Raw genomic sequence first — 16,494 nt, 5'->3', positions numbered from 1 at the left:
CCCCAGGCCGCAGCCAGGAGGAGCTACGGCGAACCTTTGGAACCTTTTAGCGGGCGGTGGGAATCAACGCCCACCGCCACAGCCTCGGCAGGGGCTATTTGCCGCCCCAGACGGTACCGGCCAGATTCACCACCGGCACCCCTACGGTGTTTCCATACTCGGTCCAGGAACCATCGTAGTTACGTACCTCATAGCCGAGGATCTTGCTCAGGGCAAACCAGGTATGACTGGAACGCTCACCAATCCGGCAGTAGGTGATGACCGGCTCGCTGCCATCGATACCCACCGCGGCATAGACCTTGCGCAGCTCATCGGCAGATTTGAAGGTGCCATCGGCGGCCACCGCCTCACCCCAAGGCACATTCACTGCCCCGGGAATATGCCCGGCGCGCACCGCCAGTTCCTGGACACCCGGCGGAGCGAAAATCCGGCCGCTGTACTCGTCGGGCGAACGAATATCCACCAGTTTGGCCTGATCACTACCATCGACCACCGCCATCACATCACTGAGCCGCGCACGAATCATTTCATTGCGCTCACCCAGGGTGATATTGCCCGGAGCATAACTGGCCACCCGGTTGGTCATGGGCCGGCTCTCATCCTCCCATTTCGCCCGGCCACCATCGAGCAGCTTGACGTTCGGCACGGCGTATACGTCGAAGATCCAGGCACCCCAGGCCGCAAACCAGTTGTTGGTGTCACCATAGAGAATCACTGTGGTGCCATCGGAAATGCCGGCCTCACGCAGCAGCTTCTGAAAATTTTCCGCCGATGCAATATCACGCTGAACCGGATCAACCAGATCGGTATGCCAGACGAAGTTCACCGCACCAGGAATATGGGCTCGCTCGAACTGGCCGGGGTTGACGCTGACCTCCACGATTCGGAGGTCAGGATTATCGAGGTTTTCCTCCAGCCAGGCGGTGCTGACCAGCACATCCGCCGCTCCGGCCAAAACCCGGCTGGCCTGAAACACCACAAACACCGTCCCCAACAGGACGGCAAACAGGGATTTGCAACGCATGACATGGCCTCCACGTGGACCTTGGCATATTCAAGCCTAGCCTGTCCCAGGCCCCACGTGGCGCCGACCCCAGATTATTTACCGATAAGCATATAACCGCAGATCAGGAAGCCAACCCCAACCAGAACACCAGCAAGCCCAGCAGCGCCGCACCGGTCAGAGTTTCCATCACCCCGCGCTTGAAGTGCAAAAGCGCCAGGGCCGCCAGAGCCGCAATCACGGCCGAAGCCCAATCGAAGCGCCCGTCAAAACCCTGCGGCCAGAGCACGTGGTAACCGAAGAACAGCGCCAGATTGAGAATCACCCCAACCACCGCAGCCGTAATCCCGGTCAGCGGTGCCGTAAACTTCAGCTCGTTATGAGTCGACTCGACCAGCGGTCCGCCGCCTAGAATGAACAGGAAAGACGGCAGGAAAGTGAACCAGGTAACCAAGGTCGCCGCCAGGGCACCGGCAAGAAACGCCTGCTCCGGGCCGAACAACTCCAGAACATAGCCACCGACAAAAGCGACAAAAGCCACCACCATGATCAGCGGCCCAGGGGTGCTTTCACCCAGCGCCAGACCATCGATCATCTGGGTTGGGGTGACCCAGCCATGACCGGTCACCGCCCCCTGATAGACATAGGGCAACACCGCATAGGCGCCACCAAAGGTCAACAGTGCCGCCTTGGTGAAGAACCAGCCCATCTGGGTCAAGTGACCCTGCCAGCCATACAGTGCCACCAGCAACGCCATCGGCAGCAGCCACAACACCCCGCCTACCAGCAACAGACGCGTCAACCGCCACCAGCTAAAGCGCGCATGCTCTGGCGGCGGCGTGTCATCATCGATCAAGGCCGGGCCATAGTGTTTGTCCGCGGCCCCATGACCGCCACCCAGTTGGAAGTAGCGTGGTGCCAGCCAGCCACCCAGAGCCCCCAATACCCCGGCACCGATCACGATCAGCGGAAATGGCAGCCGGAGGAAAAAGATCGCCACAAAGGCCGCTGCGGCAATCGCCCACAACCAACGATTCTTCAACGCCCGTCCACCAATCCGCCAGGCGGCCTGAAACACGACAGCCGTTACCGCTGGCTTGATGCCATAGAAAATCCCGGCCACCAGCGGCACATCGCCGAACGCCAGATAAACCCAACCCAACGTAATCAGAATGAACAACGACGGCAGCACGAACAGCACACCGGCAACAATCCCACCCCAGGTCCGATGCAACAGCCAGCCGATATAGATCGCCAGTTGCTGTGCCTCAGGGCCCGGCAGCAACATGCAATAGTTCAGGGCATGGAGAAAACGCCGCTCCGACAGCCAGCGGCGCTTCTCCACCAGCTCTTCGTGCATGATCGCGATCTGGCCGGCAGGGCCACCGAAGCTGATGAAACCCAACTTCAACCAGAACACAAAAGCCTGATAAAAACTCACCGGCACCACTGCCCGCCCCCCAACAGCTGCATCATGCTCTGCCGTCACTTGCCTTACTCCAGACCATTGAACCGGGGCTAACTATGCCACACAACTGCTACGCGCTTGTGGCTGACACTTGGTCAATCACCAAAGTCGCGGCACACTGGTAACCACAAGTCGTTGTCCGGATGGTAGTAGGCGGCCGTGGGCCTAGACTAACGTTGTGGAATTGGAATGCCTTCAAAACAACAAGGACAAGCAAATGATAGAGCACGCCTTTCATAAAAGCCGCCTTCTGGTCCTGGTCGCCGTCGCCGCAGCGGCGCTTTCTGCAGTGCTGCTGTACTTTGCCAGCCTGAGCGCTTTGGCGCATATATTCATCGAGCTGTTCCAGGACATGCCAAGAAGCTCTGACGACGGCAAGATACTGGCGGTAAAGCTGCTTAAAGTGCTGGATCTGCTGCTGATTGCCATTTCATTCCAGATTATTGCCGTTGGTCTCTACCGGCTCTTCATCACGCCGGTCCACAAGGAGCAAAGCGCCTTTCTCAGTGCTCTGAACATCAAGAACTTTCACGACCTGAAAACCACCATCATCCAGGTTTCCGTAGTCATCATGGTGATTCTGTTCCTTGAGCAGGCCGTAGAACACGGCGCCACACTAATGACTCTGTACTTCGGCGCAGCTGTGGCACTGGTGATCTTCGCCGCCATTTATGCCTCGAAAAACATGGAATGAATCAGGGCCGCACACATGTCCCGCACAACCCGCCTGTTTGAACTGATGCAGTTGCTGCGCCGCCATCGCCGACCAGTCAGCGGCCAGGCGCTGGCCAGTGAACTGCAAGTATCGCTGCGCACCCTGTACCGCGACATCGCCGAGTTGAAAGCCATTGGGGCACAGATCGACGGCGAGCCGGGGCTGGGGTATGTACTCAAACCGGATTTCATGTTGCCGCCACTGATGTTCTCCGGCGAGGAGGTCGAAGCGCTGACGCTGGGCCTTAAGTGGGTCGAGCAGCGGGCTGATGAACAACTGGCCAGCGCCGCAACTGAAGTATTGGCCAAGGTGTCGGCAGTGTTGCCACGCGCGTTGAATGCCCGGCTTGATGATGACGCACTGTTGGTAGGACCAGGTTGGGACAGACCGCAGACCGTGGCGCTTACGGTCCTGCGTCAGGCCATCAGTGAAGAACGCAAGCTACAGCTCCACTACCGCGACGAGGCCGGCAACCCCTCGCAACGGCTGATCTGGCCGATCAGCCTGGTGTTCTTTGAATCGAGCCGGGTATTGGCGGCCTGGTGCGAGCTGCGACAAGGCTTTCGTCACTTCCGGACCGACCGGATCGAGGCTGCCAGGCTTCTGCCGGAACACTATCCGCGCCGCCGCCATGCCCTGCGCCAGGCATGGTTGACGACTCTGGACCATAATGACTCCTGCCCCGAAGCACACTGCTGACAAAATCTGTCAGCACCTCGCACTAAGCTGGGCCTTCTTTCAACGGAACTCAGGAGTGCAACATGGAACAGGACATCATTTTTTACACCAACCCCTACTCGCGTGGCGGCATCGTGCACTGGATGCTGGAAGAACTGGGCATGCCATATCAGATCGAATATCTGGAATACGGCAAATCGATGAAGGCCCCGGAATATCTGGCCATCAACCCAATGGGCAAGGTCCCGGCGATCAAGCACGGTGAGGTGGTGATGACCGAAGCCGCGGCAATCTGCGCCTATCTGGCCGATGCTTTCCCTGAGGCGCATCTGGCACCGGCACTGTCCGAGCGCGGCGATTATTACCGCTGGCTGTTCTTCGTCGCCGGACCGCTTGAGGCTAGCTTCGGACTGCGCACCTGCGGCATCGAGATGACCCCCGAACAGCAAATGCAACTGGGTTGTGGCCGACCAGAGCAGGTGCTGGATGTGCTGGCCGATGCCGTGCGCGGGCGCCAGTACATTGCCGGCGAGCGGTTTTCGGCGGCGGATGTGTATGTCGGTTCGCATATCGGCTGGGGCATGCAGTTCGGCACCATCGATAAACGCCCGGAGTTCGTGACTTACTGGCAAGGTCTTGAACAGCGCCCAGCCCATCGACGCAGCATGGAACAGATTGAAGCGGCCATGGCCCGTTTTCCGTTTCCCGGGACCTAGGGGCAGCTGCACCAGAATCTGGGCAAGAAGATCGCCATACAGCGCGAGCGAATGCTCGCGCTGTATGGGTCATTCAGTCGAGGATGCGGGTGCCAGCCTGACCGTCGAGAATCGCCAAAGCATCTTCCAGGCGGCCAATGCCACTGAGACCGCCCCTGGCAGCGAAGTCGGCAGCCGCCGTCAGTTTCGGCCCCATCGAGCCGGCCGGCAGCTCCAGGGTGCGGGCCTGCTCAACGCTCAGGCAGTCAATCGCGGCCGCGCTGGGAGTACCGAAGCCCCGGTAAATGGCATCGACATCGGTCAGCAGCAACAACGCATCGGCCTCAAGCTGCTGGGCCAGCAAGGCGCTGGCGGCATCTTTGTCGATAACAGCCTCCACCCCCACGGTGCTACCGTCATCACGACGCAACACCGGAATCCCGCCGCCACCGGCACAGATCACCACTACGCCCTTGTCCAGCAACAGGCGAATGACCCGCATATCGGGGATTTCCAGCGGCTTGGGTGACGGCACGACCCGGCGCCACTTATCTCCATCCTGGGCGATATGCCAGCCTGCAGCCTTGGCCCGGGTCTCGGCCTCCTCGCGCTCATACACCGGACCAACGAACTTGGTCGGCTTTTCGAACGCCGGGTCATCTTGATCCACCACAACCTGAGTCAACAGGGTAGCGACCGGGCGATCGTGGTTCAGGGCGTTTTCCAGCTCCTGCTCGATGATATAGCCGATCATCCCCTCGGTTTCCGCCCCCAGCACATCCAGGGGATAAGCCTCATCCGGCTTGTAGGCTGCCCCCTGTAGGGCCAACAGACCAACCTGCGGGCCATTGCCATGGGTCACAACCAGATCATGCCCGGCCCGCACGATCGCCGCCAATGACTTGGCGGCGATCTGGACGTTGGCCCGCTGGGTACTGGCGGTCAGCGGTTCACCACGTTTTAGCAGGGCATTGCCGCCCAAGGCGGCGACGACCAGCACGTCAGGCCCCCAAGGTGGCGACTAGCACCGCCTTGATCGTGTGCATGCGATTTTCCGCCTGGTCGAACACGATCGAAGCGGGACTTTCGAATACCTCCTCAGTCACTTCCATGGCGTCGAGACCGAACTTCTCCTGGATATCTTTACCAACTGCGGTTTCGGTATTGTGGAAGGCCGGCAGACAGTGCATGAAGCGCACCTGCGGGTTGCCGGTTTTGGCCATTAGTTCGGCGTTGACCTGGTAGGGCAGCAGCAACTTGATCCGCTCGGCCCATTTTTCCGCTGGCTCCCCCATCGAAACCCAGACATCGGTATAGACAAAATCGACCCCGGCCACGGCGCTGTCGATATCCTCGGTAATGGTGATCCGTGCACCAGTGGTGCGAGCAATTTCCTGCGCCTCCTGCTGGATATCAGCATGTGGCCAGCAGGCTCTAGGTGCACACAGACGCACATCCATCCCCATCTTGGCGCCACCAATCAACAGGCTGTCCCCCATGTTGTTGGCAGCATCACCGATAAACACATAAGAGACCTCGCGCAGCGGCTTTTCGATGTTTTCCTGCATAGTCAGGAAGTCCGCAAGAATCTGGGTCGGGTGGAACTCATTGGTCAGGCCGTTGTAAACCGGTACCCCAGCGTACTGTGCCAGCTCTTCGACGATATTCTGACCAAAGCCACGGTACTCAATGGCGTCATACACACGCCCAAGCACTCTGGCGGTATCCTTGACCGACTCCTTGTGACCGATATGAGTACCGGTGGGCCCCAGGTAGGTCACCCTGGCACCCTGGTCAAACGCCGCCACCTCGAAGCCGACCCGAGTCCGGGTCGAATCCTTCTCGAAGATCAGAGCAATGTCCTTGCCCTGCAGCAGCGGCATTTCGGTACCAGCATACTTGGCCGCTTTCAGGTCGGCGGCCAGCTTGAGCAGAAAGGCAATTTCCCGCGGGCTAAAGTCACGCAGGGTGAGAAAATGCCGATTTTTCAGATTGAAAGCCATCGTGGTGCTCCTTGCTGTCAGATAGCGTCGCGAATGGTTGGGCAGCTCATGCAGCGGCCACCACCCCTACCCCGGCCCAACTCCGCACCAGGAATGCTCAATACTTCGATGCCTGCTGCCTCCAGCGCAGCGTTGGTGTCGTCATTACGGTCATAACCAATCACCACGCCCGGGCTCAGCGCCAGAACATTGTTGCCATCGTTCCATTGTTCGCGTTCACGCTCGGCGGGATTGTCGCCCCCGGTCGGCACTACCACCAACGAGTCATAACCGAGCACATCGGCCACAACATCGAACATCGGCCGCGGATCCTGGCTGAATGACAGATGCTTGCCGCCTGCGCCCGGGCGCAGGTCATAGCAGACCATCTGATCGGCCATTTCCTTGAAGCTGGTAACCACATTGCCACCGCAGAAGGTAAATACCGTATCCAGATGCATCGCCGAGCGGGTCTTGGGGATCTGACAGGCAACCACCCGGTTGACCGTCCCCTTGGCAAACAGCGCGCTGGCCAACTGACCAATCGCCTGTGGCGAGGTGCGCTCACCCATACCCACCAGCACCGCGCCATTGCCGACCGGCATGATGTCGCCCCCTTCCAGGGTGGCCAGGGCGTGGTCCTTGAGCGGATCGCCCCACAGTACCTCGACCTTGCCGGCAAACTTGGGATGGAACTGGTAGATCGCCGCCATCAGCAGGGTTTCCGGCTTGCGGGCCGCCCAATACATCGGGTTCAGGGTCACACCACCGTAGATCCAGGCGCTGTTGTCGCGGGTGAACAGAAAGTTCGGCAGCGGCGGCAGTACAAAACCATAGGGCCCCAGATGGTTGCCGAACAGCCCCGTCGGGTCGAACGGCAGATCGTTGACCTGTAGGCCACCAATCAGAAACTCGGCCAGCCGTTGGCCTGGCAATTCGTCCATCCAGGCGCGCAGGTCGGAGACCATGCCGACGCCAACATGATTCCAGTTGATTCGATTATCAAGAATCCAGGCTCGAGCCTCTTCGATATCTAGGGTTTCGCCCAGCAGTTCGTTGACGTCGAGCACTTCGACACCTCGGGCTCGCATCAGGCTGGCGAAAACATCATGGTCCTTCTGCGCCTGTTTGACCCAGAAAACGTCGTCAAACAGCAGCGCATCACAATTGCTGGGCGTCAGTCGGCGATGGGCCAGCCCCGGGCGGCAAACGATGACCTGCCGCAGCACACCGGTTTCCGAATGGACACCAAGAGTAGGTTCTGTCATGTGAAAATTCCTTTTTCCAGTGAATTACAGGAAGGCGCCGATGCTGATTACCACGCTGATGAAGATGGTCAGAATCAGCAGCAGCGGCCAGATGAACACCAGCCACTTGTCATAGGACACCCGCCCTATCGCCAGGCCACCGATCACCACCGCGAACGTCGGATTGATCAGGTTCACCAGGCCATTGGCCGATTGATAGGCTGTCACCACCAGGTCGCGGCTGACGTTGGCAAAATCCGCCAACGGCGCCAGGATCGGCATCGACAGTACGGCAAGACCGGACGAGGACGGCACGAAGAAGCTCATGCCCACTTCGATCCAGAAGATCAGATTGATGAAACCCAGAGCCGACATGCCACCCAGCGTGGTTTCGGCGCTGTGCAGAATCGAGTCAGCGATCATGCCCTGCTCCATGATCACCACAATGCCCCGGGCCAGACCAACCACCAAGGCCACCCCGAGCAAATCGCGGGCGCCATCGACAAAACAACTGGTCAGACGTTTTTCTCCCAGCCGGGCCACCAGACCAACGACTATTGCCGCACCTAGGAACAACGCGCCCATATTGGCCATCCACCAGTCCTGGGATGACACGCCCCAGACCATCGCCACAAAGGTCAGGACGAAGATCACCAGCACCAGTTTCTGGGTGAGGCTCAGAGTGAAATCGTCGATCTCATCATGCCCCTGCAAAAACAGCTTGCGGTGAGCTTCGCGCTGGCGCGCCACGATGGATTTTGACGGATCGTTCTTGACCCTCTGGGCATAGCGCATCACATAGGCACAGCAGATCAGCAAGCCGCCGATCAACAGCACCAGGCGCATCACCATGCCCTCGGTGAAGGGAATGCCGGCAGCGTTGGATGCGATCACAGTCGCGAAGGGGTTGATGGTCGAGCCCAGCACGCCAATGCCGGCACCAATCAGGATGATCGCAACCCCGGTAACCGCGTCATAGCCGGCAGCAATGATGATCGGGATCAGAATGGCATAAAACGCCAGGGTTTCTTCGGCCATGCCATAGGTCGTCCCCCCCAGGGCGAACAGGATCATCAGGATCGGGATCATCCAGATCTCTCGGCCTTCCAGCTTGTGCATGGCACTGCGGATTGCTGTATCGATCGCCCCGGTGGCATTCACCACCCCGAGAAAACCGCCGAGAAACAGTACGAACAAGGCCACATCGATGGCGTTGGCGGCATAACTGTCCGGATCATAGAACCCTGCCGTCGGCGCCATCAGCACCTCGACAAAACCCTGCGGATTGGGCTCGACCACCTCAAAGGTGCCGGGCAAGGCAACCTCCCGGCCAATTTCCTCATTCATAACCCGTTCATACTGCCCGGCGGGAATGATCCAGGTAAGCCCAGCGACCAGAATGATCAGCAAAAACAGAATGCTGTAAGCCGTAGGGAAACGGCTGGCCAGATCTTCTTCAAGATTTTGGTTTTGCGCGGGTGCGTTGTCATCCGCCATAAGGACTCTCCTATCCATGGTGCCTCAGCGAAGGCTACTCCTGGGACTGCCAAGCCTGCGGTGCGCCGTGAGAAGGCAAGCCAGAGCTGGGCGCACTGTCTCAGCATAGAACAGCTCCGACAGCTAGCAACTGATCTGAGTCAATTCCAACCCACCTTAAGGGCAGTACTTAACCGGCACCAGAAAACAGTCGTTTTAGCCCTGTGATCGGCGCAACCAGCTTCATCACCAATATCACCGGTGCTCACTCAATGCTGGCATAATGCTGGGCGTTGACCCATTGAAGACCATAACCCCAAGCAAGGAGCTGTCATGTCCCAACTGCAAGAAAAACTCGGCCCCGCCGTCATTCAAGCCCTGATTGTCTGCGTCGTGCGCTTTTTCACCATTCCCTGGTCAATCTGGAAAGGCGCCGCCCTGCGTCTGGCTGAACGCCGCCAGGCAGCCGGCAACCCGGACGACGCCAGCAGTAAATCGGAATTTCCGGTATTTGACTGGATTCGCGCAGCCTGGGATGGTCTGATCTTCCTATCCTGGTTCGTCGGCGCAGTAGTTGCAGTGATTACCCTGTTCGGCGTGATGTTCCGGGTTGGCTTCTTCAGCGGCATCGGCAGCGCCATCGGGGTAGTGGTGTATTTCTACTTCGCCGTGATCCTGATGTCGTTCTTCAAGGAAAGTCTGATCCTGCTGCTGGCAATCGCCATGAACGTCGAGAAACTGGCAAACAAGTCTGCAGCCCAGGCTCCAGCCGCTGTCGCGGCCCCAGAGCCGTCGCAGCAAACTCCATAACGCCATCCTGCGGGCACTGAAATATCAGTGCCCGCCTCTAGTCGCATCCATGGCCAAACCCAAGAATCCGCGCAAAGCATCCCGGCGCGCATCGACACCACGCATTCCACGCAACCTGCTGGAGAGTCTCGCTCTCAAGCTGGCTCAGGAACCGCTAGGCAACCGGATTATCATCCTGCCGTTCTTGCCAACCTGCATTTATCCGGCATCCTTCGTTCTTTATGGCAAAGCAGCGGGTTATCTCGGACTGGTTCTGGCAGCATTGTGCTTTCTGTATGCGGTATTCCAGACCGAACGCTTCATCAACCAGGTCACCGACGGCCACAATGCCAACAGCATCAGTGCCTTGCTCGTTAAACACCTGCTGTTGGCAACCTGTGCACTGGTGGTGGCTATAACCATTGAACAATTACTGAAAATTGGAACCGTCTAACCGCTGAATGCCAGCCAGCCAGCATACAGGCCCATCACCAGGAAGGCGCTGGCTGCAACGATCCGAATCAGCTTGAACGGCAGGCGCCCGGCCATCACATTACCCATGAATACTACCGGCACGTTAGCCAGCAGCATGCCCAGCGTGGTACCCAGCACCACCCAGACATAGGCATCGAACTGCGCCGCCAGCACCACAGTAGCCACCTGGGTCTTGTCACCCATTTCGGCCAGAAAGAACGCCACCAGGGTTGCCATGAACGCGCCATAGCGACTGATCGGCGGGGTATCTTCGTCATCGAGCTTATCAGGAATCAGGGTCCAGCCAGCCACGGCGATGAAACTCACAGCCAGGATCAAGTGCAGCCAGAAGTCACTCAGCAACACGCTGACCCATTGGCCAACGGCGCCGGCCAGTGCGTGGTTGAGAACAGTGGCAATCAGAATGCCCCAGACAATCGGCCAGGGCCGACGAAAACGGGCAGCCAGCAGCAGCGCCAGCAGTTGGGTTTTGTCGCCGATCTCTGCCAGCGTGACAATACCGGTTGAAACGAAGAAGGCTTCCACGGAATTTCCAGAGAGGGCGGGGTTACGATTCCATTGACACACGACTACCCCCGCCCTCGGCTGGTGGTCATGTGTCAAAGGTCTCGTCAAACCCCTGGGAACCTCTGAAAACTACCTGCGTTGCCTCAGCGGCGTTAAAAACAGGCTCAAAATGCTCATTTACAGTCTGTAAACTGCGCTTTTTCGCCTGTTTTTTCCTTGCTGTGGCTGCCTCGCCTACGTTTTCAGAGCTACCCAGTCACACGCGGTGACGGCGGGTCGCAGGTGCCATGATCTGCGGATCAATTATGTTGACACCTGCCTCATGAGAGAGACTACTCCCCTAAGACGGGCGCAACTTTAGCAAGTCATTGCAGTAGCTGCAACTGGGCTCAACCCGGCGCCACAGCAGAATACACTTTGAAGCGGCTGTTCTCGCGCAACACCCGGCACGGGCCAATATGCGACTCGATCTGCGGAGGATAACGCAAAAAGCCATTGGCAACGATGCGCAGCTCACCGCCAGGCAGCAGATGGCGGGTCACCTGATTGAAGAAGCGCTCGGCAATCCCGGTATCCTGACGGATCCCGGTATGGAACGGCGGATTGCTGATCACTGCATGATAGCGCCCGTGCACCTCACTGAGCCCATCGGAGGGGTATACCTCGGCCTCGACGCCGTTGCGCGCCAAACTCTGAGCGGCGCAGTACAGGGCCAGGGCATCGGTATCTACCAGTTCAAACCGGCACTCAGGGTTGCGCCGCGCCAGGGCGATCGACAGCACACCACTGCCGCAGCCAAAATCCAGCACCTTACCGACCGGCAACGGGGCGGGCTCCTCCAGCAGCAATTCACTGCCCTCGTCCAGCCGACCGTGACTGAACACACCGGGCAGGCTCAGCAGCTCAATCTGCTGGTCCGCCAGCTCGACCGTGAACGACTGCTGCCAGTCGGCCAGAGCAAAGGGCGCCGCCGGTGCGTCCAGCTGCACCCGCCAGAGCTGGCAGTGCCGGGCTGAGTCGAGCTTTTCCGGTTGGCTGCCAAACTGGCCAAGCAGTTTATCCGCACGGCTGACTCCGCCCTTTTTCTCCCCAACCAGATACAGCGGCTGACCGGAAGCCAGCAACGGAGCGATCTGGGCAAGAGCGTACTCCGCGCGCTCAATAGCCTTGGGCATAACCAAAATGGCAGCGTCGAGCTGTCCGACCTCTGGACATAGATGACTAAAGCTTAAGCAGGCCTCATCCAGGCGCCCCTTGAGCCCCAGCCAAGCGGCATAATCCCAGGTCCAGACCTGCCAGTCAGCTTCCAGGCTGGCGGTCAGACCGTCAGCCTGCGGATTGACCAGCAACACCCGCTTGCCGGCAAACAGCTCGGCACTGCGTTCGATGATCTGACTGGTGTTGTCCATGCACAGCTCCTGGCAGCGGGGTGGGCTGGCGATTGTACGGATTCGGGCCTGGGGGTGCCAGTTTGCGGCGGCTTACACCCAAGGTTTACACCCTGGGCTTGGCCCGCCGGGTCGGTTCGGCCTGCAGCGGATCATCGGGCCAGTAGTGTTTGGGGTAGCGGCCCTTCATGTCCTTCTTCACCTCGGCATAGCTGCCACGCCAGAATCCGGCCAGATCCTGGGTTACCTGCACCGGCCGTTGCGCCGGCGACAGTAGATGCAGCTTGAGCGCCAGCCGCCCGGCGGCAATACGCGGCGTATCGGCGCTGCCGAACAACTCCTGCAAACGCACCGCCAGCACTGGTGGATGTTCACTGTAATCGATACGGATTCGCGAGCCGGTCGGCACGGTCCAGTGGGTCGGCGCTTGCTCCTCCAGTCGCTGCGGCAATGGCCAGGGCAGCAGCGTGGCGAGAATGTTGTGCAGATCCAGATTGGCGAAGTGGCTGAGTCGGCTAACCCTGTCCAGATACGGCGCCAGCCAGTCTTCCAGACTGTCGAGCAGGGCCTGGTCGGACAGGTCAGGCCAGTCACTCGACTGCCCCGCCTCCAGATCCAGCTGGCGCAGCAGGGCAATGCGCGCCTGCCATTGGCGCAGTGCCGGGGTCCAGGGCAGCAGCACCAGGCCCTGCTTGCGCACCACCGCGCACAGGGCACGGTTGCGCTGGGCCGGATCGATACTGGTGAGCGGCTCGCGACTAACCACCAGGGCACCCAGTTTGCATTGGCGCTCGGCAACCAGCGTTTCAGTGCGAGCATCCCAGGCCAGGGTATCTTCGCTGTCAAGCAGCTCGGCCAGATGGCTGTGGATCAGCACCTCATCCAGCGCAGCGGCTAGGAAAATCCGCGCACTGCGCTGACTGGCATGTCCGCCCAGGCTGGCCACCACCAGCCAGCGTTGCTGTTGCAGCGAGTCGACCTGAGCAAAGGCGGCGGAACGGCCGTTGGCCAGCCGATAGTCGCTGCCGGACTCCCCACGACGCTGGGCGATCCGGTCAGGATAGGCCAGCGCCAGCAACAGCCCCTGCCAATGTTCATGCTCTGGCTCGCTGACCACTTCCGCACTGGGCTGACGCTCAATCAGCCGCTGCCATTGCTCGGCCAGTTGCCGGGCCCGTTGCAGTGCACCACGATCAACCGAGGGCTCGGCTTTGGGATCATCAAACAGCATCAGGCGCCGGGCAATATCGGCATCCTCAACCCCGCGTAACAGATCACGTTCACCAATCAATGCCGCCAACCGACAGGCCAGACGCCCAAGCCCCAGAGCCTGACCACGCAGTAGCATGTGCGCCAGACGTGGATGCATCGGCAGTTCGGCCATCGCCCGGCCATGCTCGCTCAACTGCCAGCCGCGCTCATCCCGGCTCAAGGCACCGAGGCGCTGCAACAGTTCGCGGCCCTGCTGCAATGCGGCCACTGGCGGTGGGTCCAGCCAGTCCAGGTCATCGGCTTGCTGCACACCCCACTGCGCCAGTTGCAGGGCCAGCGGCGCCAGATCGGCCTGGCGCATTTCCGGCTCGGTCTGGGCCGCCAGTTGCTCATGCTGGGTGGCTGACCACAGCCGGTAACATACCCCCGGCTGCAAACGCCCGGCGCGCCCGGCACGCTGCTCGGCCGCAGCCCGTGAGACCCGCCGGGTGTGCAGTCGGGTCATGCCGCTAACCGGGTCAAAGGCGGCCTCACGTGACAGGCCAGCATCCACCACCACCCGAATGCCCTCAATGGTCAGACTGGTTTCGGCAATCCGGGTCGCCAACACCACCTTGCGCTGACCGGACTCGGCCGGGCTGATGGCCCGACGCTGCTCGGTAAAATCCAGCTCGCCATACAGCGGCGTTAGCTGAATGTCGTCACGCCCCTGCAACGCCTCACTCAGTTGCGCCTGAACCCGGCGGATTTCCGCCGTGCCGGGCAGAAAAACCAGCAAGCTGCCAGACTCATCAGCCAACGCCTGTAACACCGTTTGCACCACCCGCGGCTCAATGAACTCGCTGGGCCGGAAGGCGGCGCCATAACGCACCTCAACCGGATACTGACGGCCCTCGCTGCGCACCAGCGGCGCCTGATCGAGCAACGCACAAATCGCCTCGGCATCCAGCGTTGCGGACATCACCAGCAGTTTCAGCGGCGGCTGATCACGCAGGTATTGCTGGGTCTGGCGACACAGCGCCAGACCCAGATCGGCATCCAGACTGCGCTCATGGAATTCATCGAAAATCACCAGCCCAACACCGGGCAGCTCCGGATCGGCCTGCAACAGCCGTTGCAGAATTCCCTCGGTCACCACCTCGATGCGGGTCGCCTGACTGACCCGTGTTTCCAGACGGATGCGGTAACCCACGGTCTGCCCGACCGGCTCGCCAAGCAATTGCGCCAGCCGTTCGGCCGCGGCCCGCGCGGCCAGGCGCCGGGGCTCAAGCAGAATGATTTTCTGCCCGGCCAACCAGTCAGCGTCCAGCAAAGCCAATGGCACCAGAGTAGTTTTGCCAGCCCCGGGTGGCGCTTGCAGCACAGCACAGGGCGCAGCAGCCAAGGTCTGCTTCAACTCGGGTATCACGGCGCTGACAGGGAGATCATGCATGCGCTACTGCCATCTGTTGGACAAAGTCAGGCATTATACTGACCATCGATCCAGCCTTGTTCAACGGAAGTCATCATGAATTTGAAACCCCTCGCCAGCATCATCCTGACCGCTACCCTGACCAGCCAACTGGCTGCCTGCGGCACCGTGTTCTACCCCGAACGCCGTGGCCAGATCAGTGGTGAGATCGATAGCGGCGTCGCCATTCTCAACGGCATTGGCCTGCTGTTCTATATCATTCCCGGACTGATCGCCTTCGCCGTGGATTTCGCCACCGGTGCGATTTACCTGCCCGACGCCCGCTACTCGCTGGCTCCGGAGCGGCTGAACCAGGCCGTTGATGAGCACGGCCAGGTCGACGCACAAAAGCTGCAGGCGATTTTGTACCAGGATTTGGGCATTGAACTGCCGTTGGAACAGGCCCAGCGCCTGAGCGCTCCCAGCACCCAGCAGTTGGCACTCCTCGGTTTGCCGCCCAGGGCCTGATGAACAACCGGCATCTAACTACCGAGCAACGCGCCCGGTTACTCAAACTAGCCACTTACGCGTCAGTGTCGGTGGCCTTGCTGCTGATCCTGCTCAAGACCTCGGTCTGGCTGATGTCGGGCTCGGTGAGTCTGCTGGCCTCGCTGATCGACTCGCTGATGGATGCCGGCGCCTCGCTGATCAACCTGTTTGCCGTGCGCTACGCGCTCAAGCCAGCCGATCATGATCACCGGTTCGGCCACGGCAAGGCAGAGGCACTGGCGGCCCTGGCGCAAGCGGCATTCATCACCGGCTCGGCAGTATTGGTAATGCTGCAAGGAATTGATCGGCTGCTCAACCCCAGGGGGCTGGAAGCAGCCTGGCTGGGCGTGGCAGTAATGCTGTTTTCGATCGCCGCAACCATGGGGCTGCTACTGATCCAGCGCCATGTGATCCGCCGTACCGGCTCCACCGCGATCAAGGCCGATGCCCTGCACTACCGTTCAGACCTGCTGCTCAATGCCAGCATCATCGTCGCACTACTGCTGGCCCATTATGGGATCGCCCGGGCCGACGCTCTGTTCGGGCTGGTGATCGCGTTATATATCGGATACGGCGCGCTGCGTATCGGCTGGGATGCAATCCAGATTTTGATGGACCACGAACTACCGGATTCCGTGCGCAACGAAGCCCTGGCACTTGCCCGTGCGATTCCCGGGGTGGTTGATGTGCACGACCTGCGCACTCGCCAATCTGGCCAGCAGTGGTTCATGCAGATGCATGTCGAGTTGCCCTCCAACCTTAGCCTGGCCCAGGCCCATGAGTTGGGCGAGCAGGTACGGCTGACAATCACAAAGCGCTTTCCCCAGGCCGAAGTACTAGTGCACAAGGACCCGGTCTAGTCTTTACAGGGCTGCACGAAAAAGGCCGACTCGCAAGAAT

At 60.0% G+C, this 16,494-nt stretch carries 16 protein-coding genes and 1 riboswitch; of the genes, 7 read left to right on the top strand and 9 right to left on the bottom strand.

Going from position 1 to position 16,494, the window contains the following annotated elements:
• Positions 1-94: 94 nt before the first annotated feature.
• Together BVH74_RS09410 and chrA are read right to left on the bottom strand one after the other, a co-directional pair.
• The gene (locus BVH74_RS09410; RefSeq protein ID WP_080049806.1) at positions 95-1,024 is read right to left on the bottom strand and encodes a sulfurtransferase; all 930 of its coding nucleotides are present in this window, start codon (positions 1,022-1,024) and stop codon (positions 95-97) included.
• A gap of 103 nt (positions 1,025-1,127) precedes the next feature.
• Complete coding sequence (chrA, locus tag BVH74_RS09405; RefSeq protein WP_373279491.1) at positions 1,128-2,453, bottom strand: chromate efflux transporter; 1,326 nt, start codon at positions 2,451-2,453, stop codon at positions 1,128-1,130.
• Between the two features lie 196 nt (positions 2,454-2,649).
• Here chrA and BVH74_RS09400 point away from each other — a divergent pair, with 196 nt between their 5' ends.
• The 3 genes from BVH74_RS09400 (at position 2,650) to BVH74_RS09390 (ending at position 4,580) form a co-directional block, all read left to right on the top strand.
• Positions 2,650-3,165, top strand: a complete 516-nt coding sequence (locus BVH74_RS09400) for a YqhA family protein (RefSeq protein WP_231705501.1) — start codon at positions 2,650-2,652, stop codon at positions 3,163-3,165.
• Positions 3,166-3,180: 15 nt separating this feature from the next.
• A complete protein-coding gene (locus tag BVH74_RS09395) occupies positions 3,181-3,885 on the top strand; it encodes a helix-turn-helix transcriptional regulator (RefSeq protein ID WP_080049802.1) in 705 nt (234 codons plus the stop codon).
• Positions 3,886-3,947: 62 nt separating this feature from the next.
• On the top strand, positions 3,948-4,580 hold the full coding sequence (locus tag BVH74_RS09390) for a glutathione S-transferase family protein (protein WP_080049801.1): 633 nt from the start codon (positions 3,948-3,950) through the stop codon (positions 4,578-4,580).
• Between the two features lie 73 nt (positions 4,581-4,653).
• On the opposite strand, the gene arcC is transcribed toward BVH74_RS09390, so the two are convergent.
• The 4 genes from arcC to BVH74_RS09370 are packed head-to-tail and all read right to left on the bottom strand — an operon-like array spanning position 4,654 to position 9,285.
• On the bottom strand, positions 4,654-5,559 hold the full coding sequence (gene arcC, locus BVH74_RS09385) for a carbamate kinase (protein ID WP_080049800.1): 906 nt from the start codon (positions 5,557-5,559) through the stop codon (positions 4,654-4,656).
• Position 5,560: 1 nt separating this feature from the next.
• Positions 5,561-6,562 carry an ornithine carbamoyltransferase gene (locus BVH74_RS09380; protein WP_080049799.1) on the bottom strand — a complete coding sequence of 334 codons (1,002 nt, stop codon included), beginning with the start codon at positions 6,560-6,562 and terminating at the stop codon, positions 5,561-5,563.
• Between the two features lie 17 nt (positions 6,563-6,579).
• Positions 6,580-7,809 carry an arginine deiminase gene (locus BVH74_RS09375; protein ID WP_080049798.1) on the bottom strand — a complete coding sequence of 410 codons (1,230 nt, stop codon included), beginning with the start codon at positions 7,807-7,809 and terminating at the stop codon, positions 6,580-6,582.
• Between the two features lie 24 nt (positions 7,810-7,833).
• Positions 7,834-9,285: a YfcC family protein gene (locus BVH74_RS09370; RefSeq protein ID WP_080049797.1), complete on the bottom strand. Its 1,452-nt coding sequence runs from the start codon at positions 9,283-9,285 to the stop codon at positions 7,834-7,836.
• A 312-nt stretch (positions 9,286-9,597) separates the two neighbouring features.
• On the opposite strand from BVH74_RS09370, the gene BVH74_RS09365 reads away from it, so the two are divergent.
• Both BVH74_RS09365 and BVH74_RS09360 read left to right on the top strand, forming a co-directional pair.
• The gene (locus BVH74_RS09365) at positions 9,598-10,074 is read left to right on the top strand and encodes a hypothetical protein (protein WP_080049796.1); all 477 of its coding nucleotides are present in this window, start codon (positions 9,598-9,600) and stop codon (positions 10,072-10,074) included.
• Positions 10,075-10,123: 49 nt separating this feature from the next.
• A complete protein-coding gene (locus BVH74_RS09360) occupies positions 10,124-10,507 on the top strand; it encodes a hypothetical protein (protein ID WP_080049795.1) in 384 nt (127 codons plus the stop codon).
• Here BVH74_RS09360 and BVH74_RS09355 read toward each other — a convergent pair.
• The 3 genes from BVH74_RS09355 to hrpB form a co-directional block, all read right to left on the bottom strand.
• Positions 10,504-11,073 (bottom strand): TMEM165/GDT1 family protein, encoded by a 570-nt coding sequence (locus BVH74_RS09355; RefSeq protein WP_080049794.1) that lies wholly within the window; start codon positions 11,071-11,073, stop codon positions 10,504-10,506. The two genes, BVH74_RS09360 and BVH74_RS09355, sit on opposite strands and share 4 nt — an antisense overlap.
• A 242-nt stretch (positions 11,074-11,315) precedes the next feature.
• A riboswitch (yybP-ykoY riboswitch) is annotated at positions 11,316-11,408 on the bottom strand.
• 36 nt (positions 11,409-11,444) lie between these two features.
• Entirely contained in the window at positions 11,445-12,464 is a 1,020-nt protein-coding gene (locus BVH74_RS09350; protein WP_080049793.1) for a methyltransferase, read from the bottom strand.
• An 85-nt stretch (positions 12,465-12,549) separates the two neighbouring features.
• A complete protein-coding gene (gene hrpB, locus BVH74_RS09345) occupies positions 12,550-15,087 on the bottom strand; it encodes an ATP-dependent helicase HrpB (RefSeq protein ID WP_080049792.1) in 2,538 nt (845 codons plus the stop codon).
• Between the two features lie 75 nt (positions 15,088-15,162).
• Here hrpB and BVH74_RS09340 point away from each other — a divergent pair, with 75 nt between their 5' ends.
• Positions 15,163-15,573 carry a polyribonucleotide nucleotidyltransferase gene (locus BVH74_RS09340; RefSeq protein ID WP_080049791.1) on the top strand — a complete coding sequence of 137 codons (411 nt, stop codon included), beginning with the start codon at positions 15,163-15,165 and terminating at the stop codon, positions 15,571-15,573.
• Positions 15,573-16,454 carry a cation diffusion facilitator family transporter gene (locus tag BVH74_RS09335; protein WP_080049790.1) on the top strand — a complete coding sequence of 294 codons (882 nt, stop codon included), beginning with the start codon at positions 15,573-15,575 and terminating at the stop codon, positions 16,452-16,454. The genes BVH74_RS09340 and BVH74_RS09335 overlap by 1 nt, the downstream gene beginning before the upstream one ends.
• Positions 16,455-16,494: the final 40 nt, after the last annotated feature.

The organism is Halopseudomonas phragmitis (assembly GCF_002056295.1).
Taxonomy (GTDB): Bacteria; Pseudomonadota; Gammaproteobacteria; order Pseudomonadales; family Pseudomonadaceae; genus Halopseudomonas; species Halopseudomonas phragmitis.
Note: the sequence above shows the minus strand (reverse complement) of the source record. Positions and strands in the feature narration are given on the sequence as shown.